19 protein-coding genes are annotated in these 20,474 nt (G+C 66.9%); 11 read left to right on the forward strand and 8 right to left on the reverse strand.

The features are described 5' to 3' along the window. Positions 1–52 precede the first annotated feature (52 nt). Positions 53–1,138, forward strand: coding sequence for an inositol-3-phosphate synthase (locus tag BMX78_RS00665; RefSeq protein ID WP_091415162.1), 1,086 nt, complete (start codon positions 53–55; stop codon positions 1,136–1,138). Between the two features lie 179 nt (positions 1,139–1,317). Here the strand turns inward: BMX78_RS00665 and BMX78_RS00670 are convergent, their stop codons facing one another. Next, entirely contained in the window at positions 1,318–1,935 is a 618-nt protein-coding gene (locus BMX78_RS00670; RefSeq protein ID WP_091415165.1) for a MerR family transcriptional regulator, read from the reverse strand. An 83-nt stretch (positions 1,936–2,018) separates the two neighbouring features. Between BMX78_RS00670 and BMX78_RS00675 the strand changes: the two genes are divergently transcribed. Next, on the forward strand, positions 2,019–2,561 hold the full coding sequence (locus BMX78_RS00675; protein WP_091415167.1) for a DUF2306 domain-containing protein: 543 nt from the start codon (positions 2,019–2,021) through the stop codon (positions 2,559–2,561). Here the strand turns inward: BMX78_RS00675 and BMX78_RS00680 are convergent. The 4 genes from BMX78_RS00680 to BMX78_RS00695 form a co-directional block, all read right to left on the reverse strand. Then, entirely contained in the window at positions 2,558–3,514 is a 957-nt protein-coding gene (locus tag BMX78_RS00680; protein WP_091415169.1) for a PDDEXK family nuclease, read from the reverse strand. The genes BMX78_RS00675 and BMX78_RS00680 overlap by 4 nt on opposite strands. A 251-nt stretch (positions 3,515–3,765) precedes the next feature. After that, entirely contained in the window at positions 3,766–5,442 is a 1,677-nt protein-coding gene (locus BMX78_RS00685; RefSeq protein ID WP_091415986.1) for a formate--tetrahydrofolate ligase, read from the reverse strand. A 77-nt stretch (positions 5,443–5,519) separates the two neighbouring features. Next, complete coding sequence (gene mshA, locus BMX78_RS00690) at positions 5,520–6,785, reverse strand: D-inositol-3-phosphate glycosyltransferase (protein WP_091415171.1); 1,266 nt, start codon at positions 6,783–6,785, stop codon at positions 5,520–5,522. Positions 6,786–6,861: 76 nt separating this feature from the next. Continuing rightward, entirely contained in the window at positions 6,862–8,280 is a 1,419-nt protein-coding gene (locus BMX78_RS00695; RefSeq protein WP_091415173.1) for a family 4 glycosyl hydrolase, read from the reverse strand. Positions 8,281–8,361: 81 nt separating this feature from the next. On the opposite strand from BMX78_RS00695, the gene BMX78_RS00700 reads away from it, so the two are divergent. The 6 genes from BMX78_RS00700 to tsaD are packed head-to-tail and all read left to right on the forward strand — an operon-like array spanning position 8,362 to position 13,635. Further along, positions 8,362–9,453: a carbohydrate kinase family protein gene (locus BMX78_RS00700; RefSeq protein ID WP_091415175.1), complete on the forward strand. Its 1,092-nt coding sequence runs from the start codon at positions 8,362–8,364 to the stop codon at positions 9,451–9,453. A gap of 37 nt (positions 9,454–9,490) precedes the next feature. Beyond that, positions 9,491–10,708 carry an alanine racemase gene (alr, locus tag BMX78_RS00705; RefSeq protein WP_091415178.1) on the forward strand — a complete coding sequence of 406 codons (1,218 nt, stop codon included), beginning with the start codon at positions 9,491–9,493 and terminating at the stop codon, positions 10,706–10,708. After that, a complete protein-coding gene (gene tsaE / locus BMX78_RS00710) occupies positions 10,705–11,331 on the forward strand; it encodes a tRNA (adenosine(37)-N6)-threonylcarbamoyltransferase complex ATPase subunit type 1 TsaE (RefSeq protein ID WP_091415180.1) in 627 nt (208 codons plus the stop codon). The genes alr and tsaE overlap by 4 nt, the downstream gene beginning before the upstream one ends. Beyond that, a complete protein-coding gene (gene tsaB / locus BMX78_RS00715) occupies positions 11,331–12,002 on the forward strand; it encodes a tRNA (adenosine(37)-N6)-threonylcarbamoyltransferase complex dimerization subunit type 1 TsaB (protein WP_091415183.1) in 672 nt (223 codons plus the stop codon). The genes tsaE and tsaB overlap by 1 nt, the downstream gene beginning before the upstream one ends. A gap of 44 nt (positions 12,003–12,046) precedes the next feature. Further along, on the forward strand, positions 12,047–12,550 hold the full coding sequence (gene rimI, locus BMX78_RS00720; protein WP_091415987.1) for a ribosomal protein S18-alanine N-acetyltransferase: 504 nt from the start codon (positions 12,047–12,049) through the stop codon (positions 12,548–12,550). Next, a complete protein-coding gene (gene tsaD / locus BMX78_RS00725) occupies positions 12,547–13,635 on the forward strand; it encodes a tRNA (adenosine(37)-N6)-threonylcarbamoyltransferase complex transferase subunit TsaD (RefSeq protein WP_091415185.1) in 1,089 nt (362 codons plus the stop codon). Before rimI ends, tsaD begins: the two co-directional genes overlap by 4 nt. Before the next feature lie 373 nt (positions 13,636–14,008). On the opposite strand, the gene BMX78_RS00730 is transcribed toward tsaD, so the two are convergent. After that, on the reverse strand, positions 14,009–15,160 hold the full coding sequence (locus BMX78_RS00730) for a glutamate--cysteine ligase (protein WP_091415187.1): 1,152 nt from the start codon (positions 15,158–15,160) through the stop codon (positions 14,009–14,011). 384 nt (positions 15,161–15,544) lie between these two features. Here BMX78_RS00730 and BMX78_RS00740 point away from each other — a divergent pair, with 384 nt between their 5' ends. Both BMX78_RS00740 and BMX78_RS00745 read left to right on the forward strand, forming a co-directional pair. Next, positions 15,545–16,981, forward strand: a complete 1,437-nt coding sequence (locus BMX78_RS00740) for a glycoside hydrolase family 3 N-terminal domain-containing protein (protein WP_091415189.1) — start codon at positions 15,545–15,547, stop codon at positions 16,979–16,981. A 19-nt stretch (positions 16,982–17,000) separates the two neighbouring features. After that, complete coding sequence (locus BMX78_RS00745; RefSeq protein WP_286138734.1) at positions 17,001–17,819, forward strand: shikimate 5-dehydrogenase; 819 nt, start codon at positions 17,001–17,003, stop codon at positions 17,817–17,819. Positions 17,820–17,838: 19 nt separating this feature from the next. Here the strand turns inward: BMX78_RS00745 and BMX78_RS00750 are convergent, their stop codons facing one another. Continuing rightward, positions 17,839–19,068 (reverse strand): class I SAM-dependent methyltransferase, encoded by a 1,230-nt coding sequence (locus tag BMX78_RS00750; RefSeq protein ID WP_091415193.1) that lies wholly within the window; start codon positions 19,066–19,068, stop codon positions 17,839–17,841. Positions 19,069–19,122: 54 nt separating this feature from the next. Here BMX78_RS00750 and BMX78_RS00755 point away from each other — a divergent pair, with 54 nt between their 5' ends. Next, positions 19,123–19,500, forward strand: coding sequence for a hypothetical protein (locus BMX78_RS00755; protein WP_091415993.1), 378 nt, complete (start codon positions 19,123–19,125; stop codon positions 19,498–19,500). Here the strand turns inward: BMX78_RS00755 and BMX78_RS00760 are convergent. Then, positions 19,425–20,354, reverse strand: a complete 930-nt coding sequence (locus tag BMX78_RS00760; RefSeq protein WP_091415195.1) for a DMT family transporter — start codon at positions 20,352–20,354, stop codon at positions 19,425–19,427. The genes BMX78_RS00755 and BMX78_RS00760 overlap by 76 nt on opposite strands. Between the last annotated feature and the right edge of the window lie 120 nt (positions 20,355–20,474).

Genomic DNA, 20,474 nt, shown 5'->3' on the forward strand with positions numbered 1-20,474 from the left:
TACTTCCCTCGAAGCCGAACCGGCCGGCTGACGTTTGTCCTAAAGGAGTTCCGTGTCTTCACATCCGATTCGTGTTGCAATCGTCGGCGTAGGAAACTGCGCCGCTTCGCTGGTCCAGGGTGTCCACTACTACAAGGACGCCGACCCCAAGGCCACGATCCCGGGCCTGATGCACGTTGAGTTCGGCCAGTACCACGTGGGTGACGTTGAGTTCGTCGCCGCGTTTGATGTCGACGGCAAGAAGGTCGGCGTTGACCTGGCCGACGCCATCCTGGCGAGCGAAAACAACACCATCAAGATCGCCGACGTGCCGCCCACCGGTGTCACTGTCCAGCGCGGCCACACCCTCGACGGCCTCGGCAAGTACTACCTCGAGACCATCGAACAGTCCACCGAGGAGCCCGTGGACGTGGTCCAGGCCCTCAAGGACGCCGCCGTTGACGTTATGGTCTGCTACCTGCCCGTTGGCTCGCAGCAAGCTGCGGAGTTCTACGCCCAGGCAGCAATCGACGCCGGCGTGGCATTCGTCAACGCCCTGCCCGTCTTCATCGCGGGCACCAAGGAATGGGCTGACAAGTTCACCGCCGCCGGCGTGCCGATCGTCGGCGACGACATCAAGAGCCAGATCGGTGCCACCATCACGCACCGCGTGATGGCCAAGCTGTTCGAAGACCGTGGTGTCACCCTGGACCGGACGTACCAGCTGAACGTTGGCGGCAACATGGACTTCAAGAACATGCTCGAGCGCGACCGCCTCGAGTCCAAGAAGATCTCCAAGACCCAGGCCGTCACCTCCAACGTCGAAGCCGAACTGGCCGCGAAAGACGTCCACATCGGCCCGTCCGACTACGTCCAGTGGCTCGATGACCGCAAGTGGGCCTTCGTCCGCCTAGAGGGCCGCAACTTCGGTGACGCCCCTGTCTCGCTCGAGTACAAGCTGGAAGTCTGGGACTCACCCAACTCCGCCGGCGTGATCATCGACGCCATCCGCGCCGCCAAAATCGGCCTGGATCGCGGCATCGGCGGCCCGCTGCTCTCCGCATCGAGCTACTTCATGAAGTCCCCGCCGGAGCAGTTCAACGACGACCTCGCCCGCGAAAAGGTGGAAGCCTTCATCCGCGGCGACCTCGAGCGCTAACCCTTCGGACCCGCGCTCACTTGTGGCCGGGTTTCTTGGGACGCGCGCTCACTTGTGGCCGGGTTTCTTGGGACGCGCGCTCACTTGTGGCCGGGTTTCTTGGGACGCGCGCTCACTTGTGGCCGCGGGTTTCCGAACGCTTCTCCGTTTTGCACGGGGAGGCGTTCGGCGTTTAACCGTCAGTCCCCGGGGTGCAGTCGCCGGATGGCGTGGCTGGCTTGGGCCAAGGCGAGCAGCTTGAGCAATAGTTGGGAATGCATATGCATGCCGATGGCCGCTGTCAGAATGACGTCGTCCGTGTCGTTCCCGGCCGTCGTCAACTCAAGATCAAGTCCAGCGATGGCGTCAACGGCGCGACTGTATTGATCCAGAACTTCCAGTGGGAGAGTAATGCCCAGCCCTTCCATCATGGCAAGGTGCCGGTCCAGGGCGTCGCGTGCATCGCTTTGCGCGTCCGGCCAATCCCGCATCCTTACTACGGCGTCTGCGGCCTCGGTCCGGGCGACGTCGGCGGCGTCGGAGCCCAGGCCCAGCACCACGCGCTGGACGTGGGCCAGCAGCGTAAGGCGCGGAACGCCGTCGTCCGATAACCTCACAATGCTGCGCACCTGGTCGATGCTGAGGCCCACGATCCGGCGCAAAGCGTGGATGAGCTGCAGTCTCTTCATGTGTTTCCGCGAGTAGCTGGCACGCGTGGCGTGAACTGCCTCGCCGGGTGGTAGGAGGCCCTCACGAAGATAGAACTTGATGGTCGCCGGCGTGGTACCGGACGCCTCACTCAGTTCCTTGAGCTGCATCCCGGCCCTCCGGTGACGGGATAGCTGCTTGAGCGACAGCTATCTTGATGTACTTTGGTGGATAGTGGCTCTATCTTATTCGTATGGAGCACTGGACTGTACTGCTTGTCAGCCACGTAGTGGCCGCGCTTTTCGTACTGGCTGTTGGGCCTGTCCAGATTTTGCGACGGCGGCGCGATCGTATCCATCGCACTGTGGGATATCTGTGGGTGGCTGCCATGTACTACGTGTGCTTGAGCAGCTTTGGCATCGTCACCGAAGGGCACTTCACCTGGCTTCACGGACTGTCAGCGTTCACCATATTGACAGTGACACTCGGGCTCTTAAGTGCCGTCCGGCGCAATGTTCCTGCACATCGCGGAAACATGATCGGTAGTTATCTGGGCATTGCCATCGCTTTCGGTTTCGCCGTTGGCATCCCCGGCCGGAGCATTCCACGGCTCCTCGCGGCTGACCCTGCCACGGCACTGTATGTTGTCCTGCTCGTGGTGCTAAGCGTCGCGGTTGTCTACTTGTCCATGCTTCGTGGTGGCAAGGGGTTCGGCCCTGCGCATCTTGCCAGCAGTAAGCGCGACGAGGGACGGCGTGGTGCCGAGGTTCCGGAAATCACGTCGCAAGTGACTTAGGCCGTCGCGAACCCTGATGCAGCAGCAGGGTCCATCGCAGCGCTCCTTAGCGCTCGCTTGATTCTTCGGAGGGCAGTCGCGAAATCGTCGTCCAGGTCCAACCTGTCGAGGAGGATGACGGACCATCCCGCCGCTTCGAATGCTTTGTCCCTACGCCGATCGCTTAGCTGCTGGGGCTCCTGAAGGTGATGCCCGCCGTCGTACTGGATGGCGACCCGCCGCAGGCGGAAGCCGAGATCCGCCGACGGCGATCGAGTGTCCCCAGGGCGGAGACTCAGTTGAAGCTCCGGTTCTGGAAGGCCCGCATCGAGCATGGCCAGGCGCAGGAAGGTTTCGGGAGCGGAGTCCGCACCCACGCGCATCAGGTCCAGCGCTTGCCTGGCACGGACGACACCCTGGAGGTTTGGGTGCCGGGCGATCATGGCGCGCAGGCTGTCCACGCGCTCGTGCGGGTGCTCCCTGCCTTCGAGGCCGGGCCGGGGCAGCCTGATCAATTCGTCACCCATCGCCACCAAGTCGTTCAGGGGCAGGAGTCTTGCCATGTCCAGCCAGGTACGTGCCCCGGTGCTGAGCCAAATCCCGTCGACGAACTCCACCTCGCCGGGCCCAGCGAGGACCCTGTGCCCGCGGATGCCTTTCCTGCGTGGCCCGGGCAGAGCTTTAGGCTTGCTGAGATGGAGTTCTGTTGAGTCGGAGAGCCAGGCCGGCAGACACGAGTTTCGCAACCGTGCTGCCGTGACATGGGAAACCCAGGCCCCTGGCGTTGCCTCCGACAACGCGCGGGCGGCATCTTCAAGATCAAAATCCCACGTGGAGGGGCGGTAGAGGCCCCGGCCGATATGTTCCACGTCGGCGCGACGAAGACGGCCACGGGTCAGGCCTGCGCTCCGCGCTCTTTCGACGGTGAAGGGTTTGGTGGCCAGTTGGGTCGGCAGGGGATGGAGGGTTTGCATACTGCATTCTTATCCAAGCAGCCGACAAGGCGTCCGAGTTATCCACAGGCAGGCGTCCCGTCCTACAGAAGCGTTCCGGGAAAAAGAAAACAGGTGAGCGCGGGTTGGGGAAAAGGCGGCCGTTGGTGAGCGCGGGTTGGGGATCGGGCGGACGTAAGTGAGCGCGGGTGGGGGAAAAGGCGGCCGTAAGTGAGCGCGGGTAGGGGAAAAGGCGGCCGTAAGTGAGCGCGGGTTGGGATCAGGCGATGGTGTTAGGTGAGGCCGATGGGGTTGCCGGCGTCGTCCACGTCCATGCGCATCGCGGCCGGGGCGGGGGGCAGGCCGGGCATGGTCATGACCGCTCCGGTCAGCGCCACGATGAACCCTGCGCCGGTCTTGGGCAGCAGGTCCCGCACATGGATGGTGAAACCTTTGGGTGCGCCGAGGCGGGAAGCATCGTCGGTGAAGGAATACTGAGTCTTGGCCATGCATACCGGCAGGTGGGACCAGCCATTGCGTTCGATGTCGGCCAGCCGCTTCAGGGCCGGCACGGAAAACTCGACGCCGTCTGCGCCGTAAATCTCCTGTGCGATGGTCCGGATCTTCTCCTCCACAGGCATGTCCAGGGGGTAAAGGTGCCGGAATGAGTTGGGGCCCGCCACCACCTGCGCCACGAGCGCCGCGAGTTCGTCGCCGCCGTCGCCCCCGCCGCCGCGGCCCCACACATCGGCGACGGCGGCCCGGACGCCTTCAGCCGCGCACCAGGCCAGCAACCAGTCGAGCTCCTCCTGGGAGTCGGAGGCGAACTTGTTGATGGCCACCACCGGCGTCACCCCGAACTTCTCCACGTTCCGCACGTGCCGGCGCAGGTTCTCCACCCCGGCCTCCAAGGCTGCAAGGTCCGGGGCGGTGAGTTGGCCCTTGGCCACCCCGCCCTGCATCTTCAACGCGCGGACCGTCGCCACCACCACCACCGCTGACGGGGCCACCCCGGCGGACCGGGCCTTGATGTCCATAAACTTCTCCGCGCCGAGATCGGCCCCGAAACCGGCTTCCGTCACAACAATGTCCGCCAACCGTCTGGCCGTCTGCGTGGCAATCAGGGAGTTGCACCCATGGGCGATATTGGCGAACGGACCGCCGTGGACCAACGCCGGCGTGCCGGCGATGGTCTGGACCAGGTTGGGCTTGATGGCCTCCTTGAGGAGCAGGGTCAGCGCCCCCTGCACGCCGAGGTCGGCTACCGTCACGGGGGAGCGGTCATAGGTATAGCCGAACGTAATGCGGCCCAGGCGGTCGCGGAGGTCGGCCAGGTCCGTTGCCAGGCAGAAAACGGCCATGATCTCGGACGCCACCGTGATATCGAACCCGTCCTCGCGCGGGACCCCCTGGGACGGCCCGCCGAGGCCGATCACCACCTCACGCAAAGCCCTGTCATTCATGTCCAGAACCCGTTTGAAGGTCATCCGCCGGGGGTCGATGTTCAGCTCGTTGCCCTGGAAGATGTGGTTGTCCACCAGCGCCATCAGCGCGTTGTTGGCCGAGGTGATGGCATGGAAGTCGCCGGTGAAGTGCAGGTTGATCTCGTCCATCGGCAGCACCTGAGAGTACCCGCCGCCGGTGGCTCCGCCCTTCATCCCCAGGACCGGGCCCAGCGACGGCTCCCGCAGGGCGATCATCACCCGGTGCCCTGCCCGGGCGAGGGAATCGCCCAGCCCCACGGTGGTGGTGGACTTGCCTTCGCCGGCCGGCGTGGGGGACATGGCCGAGACCAGCACCACTTTCCCGTGCGGGGCCAGCGCGGCGAGGCCGGCCGGGTCGATCTTCGCCTTGTACCGCCCGTACCGCTCCAGCGCTTCCAGGTTGATCCCTGCAGCCGCGGCAATTTCGTCGATGGGCCGGATCCTGGCAGCCCTGGCTATTTCAAGATCAGTTGGAAGACGAGACATCATTGTCCTTTCCTGCACCGGCCCGCGCCGGACACCTGACCCTAAGCTAACAGCTGGAAGCCCCCAGGGCGGCAGGTTCAGGAAGCCGGAAGGGCAGTGGCCAGGTGGGGCCGCACAGAATTGTCGACGGCGGCATGGTAGCTTTCCAGCGTGATGGCCGCAGTGCGCTGCCATCCTGAGTTCTGCGCCCGGATTGCCGCGGCCCGGCCCATATCCTCCCGGGTCACGGGGTCGTCGTACAAAGCCTCCAGGGCATCGGCCCAGTCGGCCGCGTGGTGGCCGTCCACGAGCAGCCCGGTCCTGCCATGGAAGATGGCCCGCGACAGCCCGCCTACCCGGGTGGCCACAACAGGCGTACCGCAGGCCTGGGCCTCGAGCGCCACCAGCCCGAAGGACTCGCTGTAGGAGGGCATTACCACCACGTCGGCCGCGCGGAACCAGCCCGCAAGCTCAGGTGCCTTCACCGGCGGAAGCTGCGTGACGACGTCCTCCATTCCTGCCTCCGCCACCAGGCGCCGCAGGTTGAATTCCTTGTTGCCGCTCAGCGAGCCCAGGATGGTGAGCCGGAGGTCGATGTCCGGGCGCCGGCTGCGTAGCAGCGCGGCTGCCTTCACCAGCACCTGGGGCCCTTTCAGCCGCTGGATCCGCCCCGCGAAAACCAGGTGGAACGTGTCCGGGCTGATGCCGCGTTTAGTCCTTGACCGGGCGCGGAAGGCGGGCGTGAAGGTGCTCAGGTCCACCCCGGGTGGGGCAATGTCGATGCGGTCATATGAGGCCCCGTAATGCGACACCAGCTCGGCCGCCTCCGCACTCGTGTTGGCGATCAGCCGTGCGGCCCCGTCCACAATCCGGTGCTCACCCAGCTCGCGGCGGCGCGGCTCGGGCTGTTCCCCGGACTCGAGCAGGAGGTTCTTGACCTTGGCCATGGTGTGCATGGTGTGGACCAGCGGCACGCCCCACAGCCCGGACAGCTCCAGCCCCGCGATGCCGGACACCCAGTAGTGGGAGTGGATGACGTCGTAGTGCCCGTGCGGCTGCCGCTGCCGGATCTGCTCGATTTCCTCCACCATGTGGTGCAGCAGGCCGGGAAGCTCTTCTTTCGGGATCTTCGTGGGCGGACCGGCCAGGACATTGTGGACGCATACGCCGGGGTCCGGGTGCTCGACGGCGAGTTGGCCGGCGTACGTGGAACGCGTGAAGATCTCCACTTCCACGCCGGCTTCGGCCAGCGCGGAGGCCAGTTCACGGATGTAGACGTTCATGCCGCCAGCGTCGCCGGAACCGGGCTGTTCCATGGGGGAGGTGTGGAGGGACAGTAATGCCACCCTGCGGACAGGCGCCACGGGACCTCCTTCCGGCCGCCGGCGCGGATTAAGGGCCGGGTCAGTGCTGGGCATTCGATAAAACACTACTCCTGTGTCAACGCCAGCTGCTGCGCCACATCTTCCCCAAGTCAGGAAACGCCTTCTCGTACCCTGCCAGGAGGGCCGCGCCGAGCACGTCGGACCCCACCAGGGGGTGCCGGGCGAAGGCCTGGAGCGCCGCATCCCGGTCGCCGTCCACCACGGCCCGGACGGTCAGCCGCTCCACCTCCTTCACCCGCTGCAGCAGTCCGAGCTGATCCGCCGCGGGAGCCTGCTGGGGCACCGGCAGCGCGCCGTCGGCCGTTACCGTGCAGGGAAGTTCGACGACGGCGTCCGCCGGCAGTCCCGGAATGGCCGCTTCAGGGGTTGCGGCCGGAGCTGTGGCTTGCCGGGGAGCGGGCGTCGCCGCCGGCGAAGGCACGGTGTTGCGCATGTTGAGGATCAGTTGTGCCTCCCCGGAACCGGAGAGGGCCCGCATGGCTGCCAGTGCCACCCGCTCATAGCCTCCGCCGGCGAGGTCGTCCTCGTTCCGGTGCTCGTCCTTCCCCCGGGCTTCGGCCAGATACCCCTCCTCGCGCGAGCGGCGGGCAGCTTCCCACAACCCGAACGCCGCCGAACCCGCAGCGGCCAACCGGGGGTAGAGCTCCTGCTGCTGGCTGTGAATGGATTCGCCGCGGGTCTGGGCCATGGCCCGCATCGCCTCCCGGGCATGGTCCTGCTCGTAGTAGTAATACAGGTACTCGTTGGGGAGGGCGCCCAGGCGCTCAAGGAACGGTTGGGGGAACAGCCGGCCCTCTTCAAAGGACTGAAGGGCGCGCGGGTCAGACAGCAAGGCAGGCAGCATGTCACGCCCCCCGGACTCCAGCCGGTACAGCCAACCCAGGTGGTTCAGCCCGTAGTAGCCCACGCCGTCGAGCGTTCCCTCAGGCAGCCTCACGCCGGCTGCGCGTGCCGCGCGGTGCACCAGGCCGCCCGCTGAGTCGCAGATTCCAATGACGCGCCGGCCAAGCACGGGCAGGAGCGCCTCGGTGACCATTCCGGCGGGGTTGGTGAAGTTGATCAGCCATGCGTCCGGGCAGTGTTCCTTCATCAGGTGCGCGAGGTCCAGCATGTGCGGGATGGTCCGCAGGGCGTAGGAGATGCCGCCTGCCCCGGTGGTTTCCTGGCCCAGGACGCCCAGGTCCTGGGCAACCTTTTCGTCGGCCACCCGGCCGGCGGTGCCGCCGGGGCGGATGGCGGCAAACACCATCCGGGTACCCGTCAGCGCCTCGGCGAAATCAGTGGTGGGATGGATCTGCACGCGTGCGGCGGGGGCGGGCATGCTGCGCAGGACCGCCGTGACCGCGGCCAGCCGGGAGAGGTCCACGTCATACAGCACGAGTTCGCTGACCAGGCCGGAGAAGGGGCCGGAGGCCAGCGCACGGTAGATCAACGGAACCCGAAAACCCCCGCCGCCCACAATGAGAAGCCGCATAACCAGCAGTCTAGGTGCGGCTGTCCACAGCACCTACGGCCGCCCCTATCGCCTGTGCACGGCAGGGCGTAGTGTGCGGGCATGGACGCGATACCAGCACGCCCTTTTGATCCCCTGGCCGCCGTCCGGTCGCCCTCGGACCCGGGCTTTGACGTGCTGCTCGCCGGCACGGTGTTCCAGGACATTATCTTTACCGGCCTGCCCCACGGGCCGGAACCGGGTACGGAAATCTGGAGCGACGGCATGGGCAGCTGTCCCGGTGGCGTGGCCAACCAGGCGATTGCTGCGGCACGGCTTGGCTTGCGGACCGGCCTCGCGGCGGCGTTTGGCGACGACGGCTACGGGGACTTCAACTGGAAGATCCTTTCCGGCCAGGAGCACGTGGACCTCAGCCTGTCCAAGAAGGTCCCCGGCTGGCACTCGCCGGTCACGGTCTCGCTGTGCGTGGACAAGGACCGGTCGCTGGTGACTCACGGCCACGCCGCCCCCGTGACATCCTCGGAGCTCATTGGCGATCCGCCGCCTGCGCTCGCCGGGATCGCGGAAGTGGGACTGGAAGTGGAGCCGTGGGCCAAGGCGGCGCACCAGTCCGGGGTGAAGCTGTTCGGCGATGTTGGTTGGGATCCCAGCGGCGTCTGGGCGCCTGTCCGGCTGGAGAACCTGCAGTACTTCCACGCATTCCTGCCCAACCAGCGCGAGGCCATGGCCTTCACCGGCAAGGATGATCCCTGGACTGCCTTGTATGCGCTGGCCGACCGCGTTCCTGTGGCAGTCGTGACGCTGGGGCCGCAGGGTGCCATGGCCGTGGACTCGGAGACAGGGGAGGAAGAGTGGGTGCCCTCGCTGCCCGTGAAGGCTTTTGATCCCACCGGCGCCGGTGACTGTTTCGACGCCGCGTTCATCGTTGGGAGCCTGGCCGGCTGGCCGCTGGGGAACAGGCTGCGTTTCGCGAACCTTTGTGCCTCCCTGGCAGTGCAGGAAGTGGGCGGCTCTCTGGCCGCACCAGGGTGGGGTGACATCGCCGACTGGTGGAAGCGCGCCAACGCCCGGCCGGAACGGCAGACCAGCCAATGGCTGCGGCGGTTTTCGTTTTTGGCCGACATCGTTCACGACGTTCCCCTCGCCGCCCAGCGCAGGGCAGCAGCCACCATCGCACACCTCTCCGACGCGTGATTATTCGGCCCGAAGCGCCAGCACTAGAATCACTTAGGTGACTTACCCCGCTACAACCGGTGATTTCGACGCTGCGCCCGCACGGGACCACCGCCACGAAAGGTCCGCCGTGATCGACCTTGATGCCATCCGGCACAACGTCCGCCGGCTGGCCGCAGCAGCATCCCCGGCGAAGGTCATGGCCGTGGTGAAGGCTGACGCTTACGGCCACGGTGCAGTTCCGGTGGCCCGGGCGGCCCTCGAAGCCGGTGCATCGTGGCTGGGCGTCGCGCACATCTCCGAGGCACTGGCCCTGCGCGCCGCCGGTATCGACGCGCCGCTGCTCGCCTGGCTGCACACCACGGAAAGCAACTTCGGGGCGGCAGTGGCTGCCGGCGTCGACATCGGATGCTCAGGCTGGGAGCTGGACCGTATTGTGGCGGCGGCCCGCGAGCAGGAGCGCCCGGCCCGGATCCACCTCAAAGTCGATACCGGCCTGGGCCGTAACGGCGCCACCCTTGATACCTGGGACCACCTGGTGGGCGAAGCCATGGAATACCAGGACCAGGGGCTGCTGCGCGTGGTGGGGATCTTCTCGCACCTCGCCGTCGCTGACGAGCCGGAGCGGCCGGAGACCGACCAGCAGCTCGCCGCGTTCCGCGAAGTGCTGGCGGTTGCCGAGGACGCCGGAGTGGACCCGGAGGTACGGCACCTGGCCAATACCCCCGCCACGCTGTCCCGTCCCGACACCCACTTCGACCTGGTCCGCGTGGGACTGGGCATTTACGGGCTTTCGCCCTTTGACGGCCAGACCTCGGCCGAGCTGGGACTCCGCCCGGCCATGACGCTGCGGACCGTGGTGTCCCAGTGCAAGGAGGTGCCGGACGGTCAAGGCGTGTCCTACGGCCTCCGCTACCACACGAGCGGCCCCAGCACCCTGGGCCTGATCCCAATGGGCTACGCCGACGGGATTCCGCGTGTTGCCACCGGCGGCCCGGTCCGTGTGGCCGGCAGGACCTACCCCGTGGTGGGGCGGATCGCCATGGACCAGATGGTGATCGACCTCGGTGATGTTGGCCCCGGGGGTGCCGGCCTCCTGGGTGCCGAAGCCGAGCTTTTTGGCGACGGAGCCGACGGCGGCCCCACCGCTGACGATTGGGCCCGCGCCGCCGGAACCATCAACTACGAGATCGTGACCCGGATCAGCCCGCGGGTGCCTCGCCGTTTCGTCAACGAACAGTCCGCCGGCGCACATGTTGGGGAGGGGCCCGCGTGAGTGCAAGCCAGCCCGCAGAGGACAGCCCTGGCGTCGGGCCCAACTGGGAAAAAACGTTAACGGCGACGACGGCGGAACAGACCCACAACCTCGGCGTGCGCCTTGCGGGGGTCCTTGAAGCCGGGGACCTGCTGGTGCTTTCCGGCGAGCTGGGTGCCGGGAAAACCACCTTCACGCAGGGGCTGGGTGAGGGGCTGGGCGTCCGTTCCGGCGTCATTTCCCCCACGTTTGTCCTGGTTCGGATCCACCCCAACCTGCCGGACGGGCCGCGCCCCGGTGGACCGGACCTGGTGCACGTGGACGCATACCGCCTGGGTTCAGCAGCCGAAATTGACGACATCGATCTCGAGAACACGCTGGACTCGTCCGTAACAGTGGTCGAATGGGGACACGACCGGGTGGAGCACCTGAGCGAGAGCCGGCTTGAGATCGATCTTCACCGTGCAATCGGGCTGGCCGCCAGTGGGGGAGCCGCCTCGGCTGCCGGCCGCACCAGTGACGGCGAAACCCTCGACTTCGACAATGAGGACACCGACGAGCCCCGGATCATTGTGATGCGCGGCTATGGTCCGCGCTGGGCCTCCGTTCCGGAACCGGTGGCCGCCTTCGAAGGGACATCCTGATGCTGATCCTCGCCATCGACACCTCCGCCGTGGCCAGCGCTGCCCTGGTCTCGGACGACGCCCTTGAAGGCGTGGTGGCCAGCTTCTCCACGGAGGACACCCGGAGTCACGCGGAAGTCCTTGCACCGGAAATCCAGCAACTGCTGCTTGACGGCGGTATCAGCGGCAATGACATTGATGCCCTCGTGGTGGGCGTGGGGCCGGGCCCCTTCACCGGGCTGCGGTCCGGAATCGCCACCGCCCGTACCCTGTCGTTTGTCTGGGGCAAACCCTTGTACGGGATGATGAGCCTGGACGCCGTGGCCCTTGAAGTCGCGGAATCCACTACCGCCGCCCCGGAATTCCTGGTGGTCACGGACGCGCGGCGCAAGGAAGTCTACTGGGCGCGGTACGCCCTCACGGAAGGACAGCTTCCGGTGCTGGAAGACGGCCCGCACGTCAGTTTCGCCACAGACCTGCCGGATCTTCCCGCCTACGGTGCCGGCGCCGGGCTCTACGCCGACACTCTGAAGGCGAACGAAGAATTCGCCCATGAACAGCCGGACGCGCTTTACCTGGGCCAGTTCGCACTGGCCCGCCTCGCCGCCGGCGCTGACCTCCTCGATTCCACGCCCCTCTACCTGCGCGAATCCGACGCCCAGGTTCCCGGACCACGGAAGAGGGCCCTGTGAACCCCGCCCCGGACCCCAGCAACCATGGAATCTCCGTGCGGGAGATGACCACCCACGACGTGATCGCAGTCAGCGTTTTGGAGCAACGGCTTTTCCCGGTGGACGCCTGGCCGCTGCACATGTTTTACGACGAGCTGGCCCAGCCCGATACCCGCTGGTACCTGGCGGCCGAGGGCAGCGAAGGCATCGTGGGCTACGCCGGGCTGATGTGCATCGAACCCATCGCGGACGTGCAGACCATCGCCGTCGTGCCTGAATACGAAGGGCGGGGGATCGGCACCACGCTGCTGACGCGGCTCATCGAGGAGGCCCGACGCAGGTACGCAGCGGACCTCCTGCTGGAGGTCCGCGCCGACAATCCGCGCGCCCAGCAGCTCTACCTCCGTTTCGGCTTCGAGCAGATCCACGTGCGCCCCGGTTACTACCGCGATGGCGTGGACGCCCTCATCATGCGGCTCCAGCTCACCGGCGATGCCGCACAGGACAGCGGCAAGGAAACAAGCAAGGAAAAAGGGGACGAAGCATCAACGGAAGCAGGCCAGCCATGAACCGCTCGCAACCCTTGGTGCTCGGTATCGAATCCTCCTGCGACGAGACGGGAGTGGGCATTGTCCGGGGGACCACCCTCCTGACCAACACTGTCTCTTCCTCAATGGACGAGCATGTCCGGTTCGGCGGGGTCATCCCCGAAATCGCCTCGCGCGCCCACCTCGATGCCTTCGTCCCCACGCTCGAACAGGCGCTGTCCGAGGCTGGTGTCACCCTGGAGGAGGTGGACGCTATCGCCGTCACCTCAGGCCCGGGCCTGGCCGGCGCCCTCATGGTGGGGGTCTGCGCGGCCAAGGCCCTCGCTGTGGCCACGGGCAAACCGCTGTACGCCATCAACCATCTTGTGGCGCACGTCGGCGTCGGCCTGCTGGACGGCAAGGACGGACAAGCCCCGGAGCTGCCGGAAAACCTCGGCGCCCTGCTGGTCTCCGGCGGGCACACCGAAATCCTGAAAGTCAACAGCATCACCGAGGACGTTGTGCTCCTTGGGTTCACGATCGACGACGCCGCCGGCGAAGCCTACGACAAAGTGGCCCGCATCCTCGGCCTCGGCTACCCGGGCGGCCCTGCCATCGACAGGATGGCCCGCACCGGCAACGCGAAGGCCATCCGCTTCCCCCGCGGCCTCAGCCAGCCCAAGTACATGGGCACCGCCGAAGAACCCGGCCCGCACCGCTACGACTGGTCCTTCAGTGGACTCAAGACCGCGGTGGCCCGCTGCGTGGAGCAGTTCGAGGCGCGCGGCGAGGAAGTTCCGGTGGCGGACATTGCGGCGGCGTTCCAGGAAGCCGTGGTGGACATCATCTCGTCCAAGGCCGTGTTGGCATGCCGTGAGCACGGCATCAAGGATGTTCTGCTGGGCGGCGGCGTGGCGGCCAACTCACGGCTTCGGGAGCTGACCGGCCAGCGCTGCGCCTCGGCGGGGATCAGGCTGCACGTCCCACCGCTGGATCTGTGCACGGACAACGGTGCGATGGTGGCTGCACTGGGCGCGCAGCTGGTGATGGCAGGAGTGGCGCCGAGCGGAATCGGCTTCGCCCCGGACTCATCCATGCCGGTCACATCGGTATCGCTTCCTGCCTAAACCCCCAGCCTGGTCCATAAGGCCAACGCGAGCTCACTTATGGCCGCTTGCTGATCAACGCCCGCGCAGTTATGGCCGGTTCATGATCAACGCGGGCTCACTTGGGGCCGGTTCATGATCAACGCGCGCTCACCTGTGGCCGCTGCCCGCTCAGCATGGCTGCGCCAGTTTCCGAGGGAGGGCGGCCAAAGGTGAGCGCGCGTCGATGGGAGGGCGGCCAAAGGTGAGCGCGCGTCGGTGGGAGGGCGGGCACAAGTGAGCGCGCGTCGGTGGGAGGGCGGGCACAAGTGAGCGCGCGTCAGTGGGAGGGCGGGCACAAGTGAGCGCGCGTCGGTGGGAGGGCGGCCAAAGGTGAGCGCGCGTCGCAGAGAGATCAGGCGGTGGGGCCGTTCCGCATCTGCTTCACCAGGTCCAGGACCACGGCCTGGAGGTCCCCGCCGTGTTCTTCGGCCACCCGGCGCTGGCGCTGGTAGCCGGCGCCGCGGCGGATGATCTTTTCGACGTCGGCCAGCTCATCGGGGCAGCCCAGCTTGGCGGCCACCGGCTCAAGCCGGTTCAGGGTTTCCAACAGGTGGTCGGTGACCAGCTGTTCCTTGCCGGCTGCGTCCAGGATGATGATGGCGTCCATCCCATACCGTGCAGCCCGCCACTTGTTCTCCTGCACATGCCATGGCGGCATGGTGGGAATGGTCCCGCCGTTGTCCAGGGTGGTGGAGAACTCATCCACCAGGCACTGGGTGAGGGCGGCGATGGCGCCCACTTCCTCGAGCGTGGCCAGGCCGTCGCAGATGCGCATCTCGATGGTGCCCAGGTTCGGCACGGGCCGGATGTCCCAGCGGATTTCCGAAAGGGTATCGATCACCCCCGTGGTGAACATGTCCTGCACGTAGGACTCGTACTCTTCCCAGGAACCGAACTGGAAGGGCAGGCCGGCGGTGGGCAGCTGCTGGAACATCAGGGCCCGGTGCGACGCGTAACCGGTGTCCTCGCCGCCCCAGAACGGGCTCGACGCCGACAGCGCCTGGAAGTGCGGGAAGTAGTTGACCAGCCCGTCCAGCACGGGAAGTGCCTTCTCGCGGCGGTCCAGTCCCACATGCACGTGCACGCCGTAAATCACCATCTGGCGGCCCCACCACTGCGTGCGGTCGATGAGCTTGGCGTAACGCTCCTTGTCCGTCACCGGCTGCAGCTGCGGCGGGCTGAAGGGGTGGCTTCCGGCGCAAAACACTTCCACGCCCATGGGGTCGGTGATTTCCCGGACCGCAGCCAAGGACCGGCTGAGGTCCTCCTTGGCTTCGCCGGCGGTTTCGCAGATTCCAGTGACCAGCTCAACCGTATTCAGCAGCAGTTCCTGCTTGATGTGCGGGTGCTCGTCATCCTCGTTCAGCTCGGGGTGCCGGGAGGCCACGCCGCGCAGCACCTGGTTGGCAACGGAGGCGAGTTCGCCGGTCCGCCCGTCCACCAGCGCGAGCTCCCATTCCACACCGAGGGTCGATTGCCTCGATGAAGCGAAGTCAATCTTCACGCGTTTCCTCACTGTCCGGGTTGCCGCTGGGCACGCCGCTGACAGGCTGTTGCTGGCGGGCGCGCGGTGGTTCAAGTCTAGTGCAGGGGTAGCATCGTATTGATGGCCTCGTTCCAACACCTGCGTGACAGTTTTCACAAAACCTTCCCCATCCTGGCTGCAGCCTCCGCTGCGGTGGCACTCGCCTCCTGCTCTGCCGCCCCGCCGGCTGCCCCTTCACAGGCACCCTCCACGCCTGCCGCGCCTTCAGTAACACCGCGTACGACGCCGGCACCTGGCACTGCTTCCCCGTCACCTTCCGCGACGGCCGACCCTGCCCTGCGGCCACTGGGATGGGGACCCCAGCAACAGGACCAGGACGCCGCTGCCGCGGCGGTTGCCGCGATGTCGGCCGAACAGAAGGCGGGCCAGGTCCTCCTGCCCTTCTTTGCCGGCACGGACGCAGCCGCCCATGCCGCCGTCGTCGAACGCCTGCACCTGGCTGGTTCCATCATCATGGGTGACAACGTCCCGCTGGATCCTCAGGGAAGGGTGGACGTTGCCGCCATTGCCGCCATGAACCAGCGGCTCGCGCAGGCCTTCAGGGCTGACGGCAGGCCATGGCCGGGGATCATCGGTGTGGACCAGGAGGGCGGGATGGTGGCCCGGCTGGGGGCGCCGCTGACGGAGTGGCCGGTACCCATGAGCTACGGCGCCGCCGGCAGCGGCCCGCTGGCGCAAGAAGCCGGGCAGGGCCTGGCCGGCGAACTGGTGCCGCTGGGTTTCAACACGGATTTCGCCCCGGATACCGACGTGACCGTCGGGCCGAAGGATCCCACCATCGGTGCCCGTTCCATGTCCGGCGACCCGGACGCCGTGGGCAGTCTGGGTGCGGCGTTCTCCCAGGGCATGCTCGCCGCGGGCGTCCTCCCGGTCGTCAAGCATTTTCCCGGACATGGCTCCGTCACGGCTGATTCCCACCTGAATCTTCCCTCGCAGCCGGCCTCAGTGGCGGAACTACAGGCGCGCGACTGGAAGCCCTTCCAGGCTGCCATCGCCGCGGGTGCGCCCATGATCATGACGGGGCACATCGCCGTGCCTGCCCTGGAACCCGGCGTGCCGGCGTCGCTCTCCGCCCCTACCTATGCCGCGCTGCGGGGGCTCGGCTTCAAGGGTGTGGCCGTGACTGACGCCCTGAACATGGGGGCGGTGAGCAAGCAGTATCCGGCAGGCTCCGCCGCCGTGAAGGCGCTGGCCGCGGGCGCCGACCTGCTGCTGATGCCTGCGGATGTCCAGCAGGCCCACGCCGCCATTGTTCAGGCCGCAGCGTCCGGTGCCCTGCCTGCCGCCCGGCTCGACGAAGCCGCCCTACGGGTGGCCACCATGATGACCTGGCACGCCAGGACAGCAGCCGCGCCGGTAGGAACCCCTGCCGGCACCGGTGGCGCCCTGTCTGCCAAGGTTTCGGCTGCCGCGGTGACGGTTCTCACGGGCCAGTGTTCCGGCCCCCTCACGTCCGGCGGAGTCCAGGTGGCTGGCGGCAGCGCTGCGGACAGGGAACGGTTCGCGGCTGCTGCCGCCCGCGCCGGGATCACCGTCGGTTCCGGGCCTGTTGTCAGCCTCATCGGATACGGCGGCCGCCCCGCCGGAGGGGACATCGCCGTCGCCCTTGATGCCCCGTGGCCCCTGCAGGATGCCACCGCGCCCGTGAAGATGGCCGTGTATGGCCGCAGCCAGGGGGCGTTCGACGCGCTTGCTGCCGTCCTGGCCGGAAAGGCGACAGCCCCCGGGAAGCTGCCCGCCGCGGTCGGAAACTACCCGGCAGGCACCGGCTGCCCGTGAGAACGCGTTTAATGGTCTGGTGCCCATTCTGAATAAAGACATGACCCTCTGCATCTCGCTCTCGGCCCGGCCCAGCAACAACGGGACCCGGTTCCACAACCACCTCTACGAGCAGTTGGACCTGAATTGGATCTACAAGGCGTTCGCGCCCACCAATCTGGAACAGGCCATTGCCGGGGTTCGCGGGTTGGGCATCCGCGGCTGCGCCGTCTCCATGCCGTACAAAGAGGACGTGATCGCCCTCGTTGACGAGATGGACCCCTCTGCCCAGGCCATCGACTCCGTCAACACCATCGTGAACACGGACGGGCATCTCAAGGCTTACAACACCGACTACACCGCGATCGAACAGCTCCTCGCGTCCAACGAGGTCCCCGCGAGCTATTCCGTCCTGGTCCAGGGCGCCGGCGGCATGGCCAAAGCAACGGTGGCCGCGCTCCGGGACGCCGGGTTCACCGATGTCACCGTCCTCGCCCGGAACGAAACCACGGGCCACGCACTCGCCGACCAGTACGGGTTCCAGTGGCGTCCGGAGCTCGACGGCGGACCAGCAGACCTGATCATCAACGTGACACCACTGGGGATGGCCGGCGGACCCGACGTGGACACCCTGGCGTTCCCGCAGGAAACCATCGACGCCGCACGCGTGGTCTTCGACGTGGTGGCCCTGCCCGCCGAAACCCCGCTGATCAAGGCAGCCCGCGCTGCCGGAAAGCCGGTCATCACCGGCGCCGAAGTGGCCACCATCCAGGCGCTGGAGCAGTTTGTCCTCTACACCGGGGTGCGGCCCACCCCGGAACAGGTCCGTGCTGCCGAGGAGTTCATGCGCGCCCAGTAGGCAGCGCCGGGCAGAAAAGCTAGACCGGCTCCACCACGATGGCCACCCGGTCCTCCCCGATGCGGGTCAGGACCAGGGTGGCCGTTTTGTTGCCGGCCTTCTTCGCAGCGGCCTTCCCGCCGGGGAGCAACTGCTTGCGCAGTTCCTCGGGCGTCACGGCGGTGCCGCGCTTTTTGATGTCCAGCACGCCGATGCCCTCCGCCTTCACCCACGCCTTGAGCGCCTTGACGTTGTAGGGCATCACGTCAAGGATCTTGTAGGCCCGCGCGAAGGGAGTGTCCACCAACTGGGGTGCACAAATGTAGGCGATGTGCTCGTCCACCAGGTGCCCGCCCAGGTGAAGCGCGACGTCGGCCACCAGCCCTGCGCGGATCACCGCACCGTCGGGCTCATAGAGGTAGCCCTCCACCGGACCAACGGGAGCGGCGGGGCCGGCGCCGAAGTCCTCGGGGCTGGTCAGCTCGGCCGCGCCGGCCGCACCCAGGACCAGGGCAGCCCTGCGGATTCCGGGCCGCCGGACGGCGTTGAACCACAGCGCCACCTCGGTCACGTCCCCGGCCACGGAAACCCACTGGGCTTCACAGCCGGCCGGTACGGAGTCGTGCGGCATGCCCGGGCCCATCTTGACACCGACTGCCTTGCCGGCTGCTGCGAGGGACTCCACAAAGGACAGCGGCGGCGAAAAGGCCTCCGGGTCCCAGATGCGTTTGGTGCCGGACGTCGAGGTGACCCGGCGGGCAGGATCCAGCCAGACGCCGTCGATCCCGTCCAAGGGAACAGCTGTGGCATCGGCGTGGACCACCGTGGCATTGGGGAAGGGGATGAGGTTCACTGTGGCGCAGGCCGCCGTCGTCTCATCCATCTCCACCGCGGTGACGTTGATGTCCATGGATGCCAGTGCCATGGAGTCTGCGGCGAGGCCGCACCCCAGGTCGGCCACGTGACTGATGTTGGCCCCGGCGAACCTCTGGGCGTGGCGGGCGGCGACGTTAAACCGGGTGGCCTGCTCCAGGCCGGCCTGGGTGAACAGCATCTGGCGGGCGAACCCGCCGAACTTCGCCTCGGCCCTGGTGCGGAGCCGGGACTGGGTCAGGACGGCGGAAACCAGTTCGGGGGAGTGCCCGGCCTTGCGCAGCGCCGAGTTCAACTCAAAGGAAGTCTCCTCCTTGTAGGGGCCCAGGGACGCCAGCAGGTCCCAGCCTTCGGGAGTGAGCAGTGGCGCGATCTGGTCCTGGGGAGCGTGAGGCATGCGTTCCAGCCTAGTGGAGCAGGCCCGGGCGGGATGCGGGATAGTGTTGAAACCATGGAAGAGAGCGCAGGCCCCCCGCAGTCCGACGAACCAGCCAAGGACAAGGGGCCCGCCAGATATGCCCGGACAGCTCTGATTGCCGGCGCCCTCGTGGCTGTGGTGTGCATCGGGCTCCGGGTGGTGATCTTCTCCCTGGACACGTTCAATGCAACCGTCTATTCAGTGGGCGGCAACGACATCGCCGGTGACACGCAGGAAGCCCGGGACATCCGCGGGTTGTACGACGGCGCTCGCGCCGGAAGCATCGCCGTGCTGGTTGCCGCGCTGCTGGTGACTGCAGGGGCGGGGGCCCTTCTTTACCGCGAACGGAACTCCGGAGCGGGGGACGGCGAAGGCGGCGAAGACGTCGATTTCGAGGACCTCGGCCGCTGAGGCCCGCCGGCGCTGGTCAGCAGGACTCCGGAGATCACCAAAACGCCGCCCAGGATCTGCGGCAGTGTGATCGGCTGGCCCAGGGCGACGGTGATCAGGGCGGTGAAGACCGCAATGAGGTTCAGGTAGTTGCCCGCGTTCGCGGCCGTGGTGCGTTTCAGGGCAAGGTTCCAGAGCAGGTAGGAACCCAGTGACGGAAACAGGGCAATAAAGGCAAGGGACCAGCCCTCGGAGGGTGTCTGTGGCAGCCCGGCCCCCGTGATGAGGGCCAGCGGGCTGAGGACGACGGCGGCCATCGCCACCTGGAGCGCCGTGGACGTGATCGCCGGGATATCCACCCTCCGGGCAATGATGGTGTACAGGCCCCATACCGTGATGGCCGCGAGGATCAGCATTTCCCCTTTGTTGATGGAGAACGTCAGCAACCGGTTGATGTCGCCGCCGGTGAGGACCAGCAGGACACCTGCCAGGCCCAGGCCGATACCCGCCCAGCCCAGCGGACGCGGCCTGTCCCGGAGCAGGATCACGGCCAGCACCACGATCAGCGCAGGGTTGGCCGCCGTCACCAGCGAGGCATTCAGGGCGGAGGTGTGGCCGAGCGCGCTGTACAGCAGCAGGGTGTAGGCGCTCATGCCCAGGGAACTCAGGAGCAGCAGGATGGGCCAGCGGCGCAGGACGCCCCGCCAGTCCGGGCGCTCCACCAGCTGCGCGAGGACCAGCAGCGGCGCCGCTGCGAGGGTCCAGCGCCAGTAAGTGAGCTGCAGTGGCTGCATGGTCTCCATGGCGGCATGGCCCACGACGAAGTTTCCGGCCCAGAAGAGGGTGGCAAGGATCAGGTAGGCAGCGGCTCGCACCGGTCAAATGTACACATGGAGGGTTCGCAGATGACGAAACTCTGGCACTCGCCTTGACCGAGTGCTAACCCTTACATAGAGTCTTCATTAGCACTCTCCCTAGGAGGGTGCTAATACATG

This window comes from Arthrobacter sp. OV608 (genome assembly GCA_900110595.1).
In the GTDB taxonomy this organism is placed as follows: Bacteria; Actinomycetota; Actinomycetes; order Actinomycetales; family Micrococcaceae; genus Arthrobacter.

Coding starts and splice junctions, on each gene's coding strand:
- BMX78_RS00670 (WP_091415165.1), bottom strand. CDS start 1,935: ATGCAGCTCAAGGAACTGAGTGAGGCGTCCGGTACCACGCCGGCGACC.
- BMX78_RS00675 (WP_091415167.1), top strand. CDS start 2,019: ATGGAGCACTGGACTGTACTGCTTGTCAGCCACGTAGTGGCCGCGCTT.
- BMX78_RS00680 (WP_091415169.1), bottom strand. CDS start 3,514: ATGCAAACCCTCCATCCCCTGCCGACCCAACTGGCCACCAAACCCTTC.
- BMX78_RS00685 (WP_091415986.1), bottom strand. CDS start 5,442: ATGTCTCGTCTTCCAACTGATCTTGAAATAGCCAGGGCTGCCAGGATC.
- BMX78_RS00695 (WP_091415173.1), bottom strand. CDS start 8,280: ATGCGGCTTCTCATTGTGGGCGGCGGGGGTTTTCGGGTTCCGTTGATC.
- BMX78_RS00700 (WP_091415175.1), top strand. CDS start 8,362: ATGGACGCGATACCAGCACGCCCTTTTGATCCCCTGGCCGCCGTCCGG.
- tsaB (WP_091415183.1), top strand. CDS start 11,331: ATGCTGATCCTCGCCATCGACACCTCCGCCGTGGCCAGCGCTGCCCTG.
- rimI (WP_091415987.1), top strand. CDS start 12,047: ATGACCACCCACGACGTGATCGCAGTCAGCGTTTTGGAGCAACGGCTT.
- tsaD (WP_091415185.1), top strand. CDS start 12,547: ATGAACCGCTCGCAACCCTTGGTGCTCGGTATCGAATCCTCCTGCGAC.
- BMX78_RS00740 (WP_091415189.1), top strand. CDS start 15,545: ATGTCGGCCGAACAGAAGGCGGGCCAGGTCCTCCTGCCCTTCTTTGCC.
- BMX78_RS00750 (WP_091415193.1), bottom strand. CDS start 19,068: ATGCCTCACGCTCCCCAGGACCAGATCGCGCCACTGCTCACTCCCGAA.
- BMX78_RS00755 (WP_091415993.1), top strand. CDS start 19,123: ATGGAAGAGAGCGCAGGCCCCCCGCAGTCCGACGAACCAGCCAAGGAC.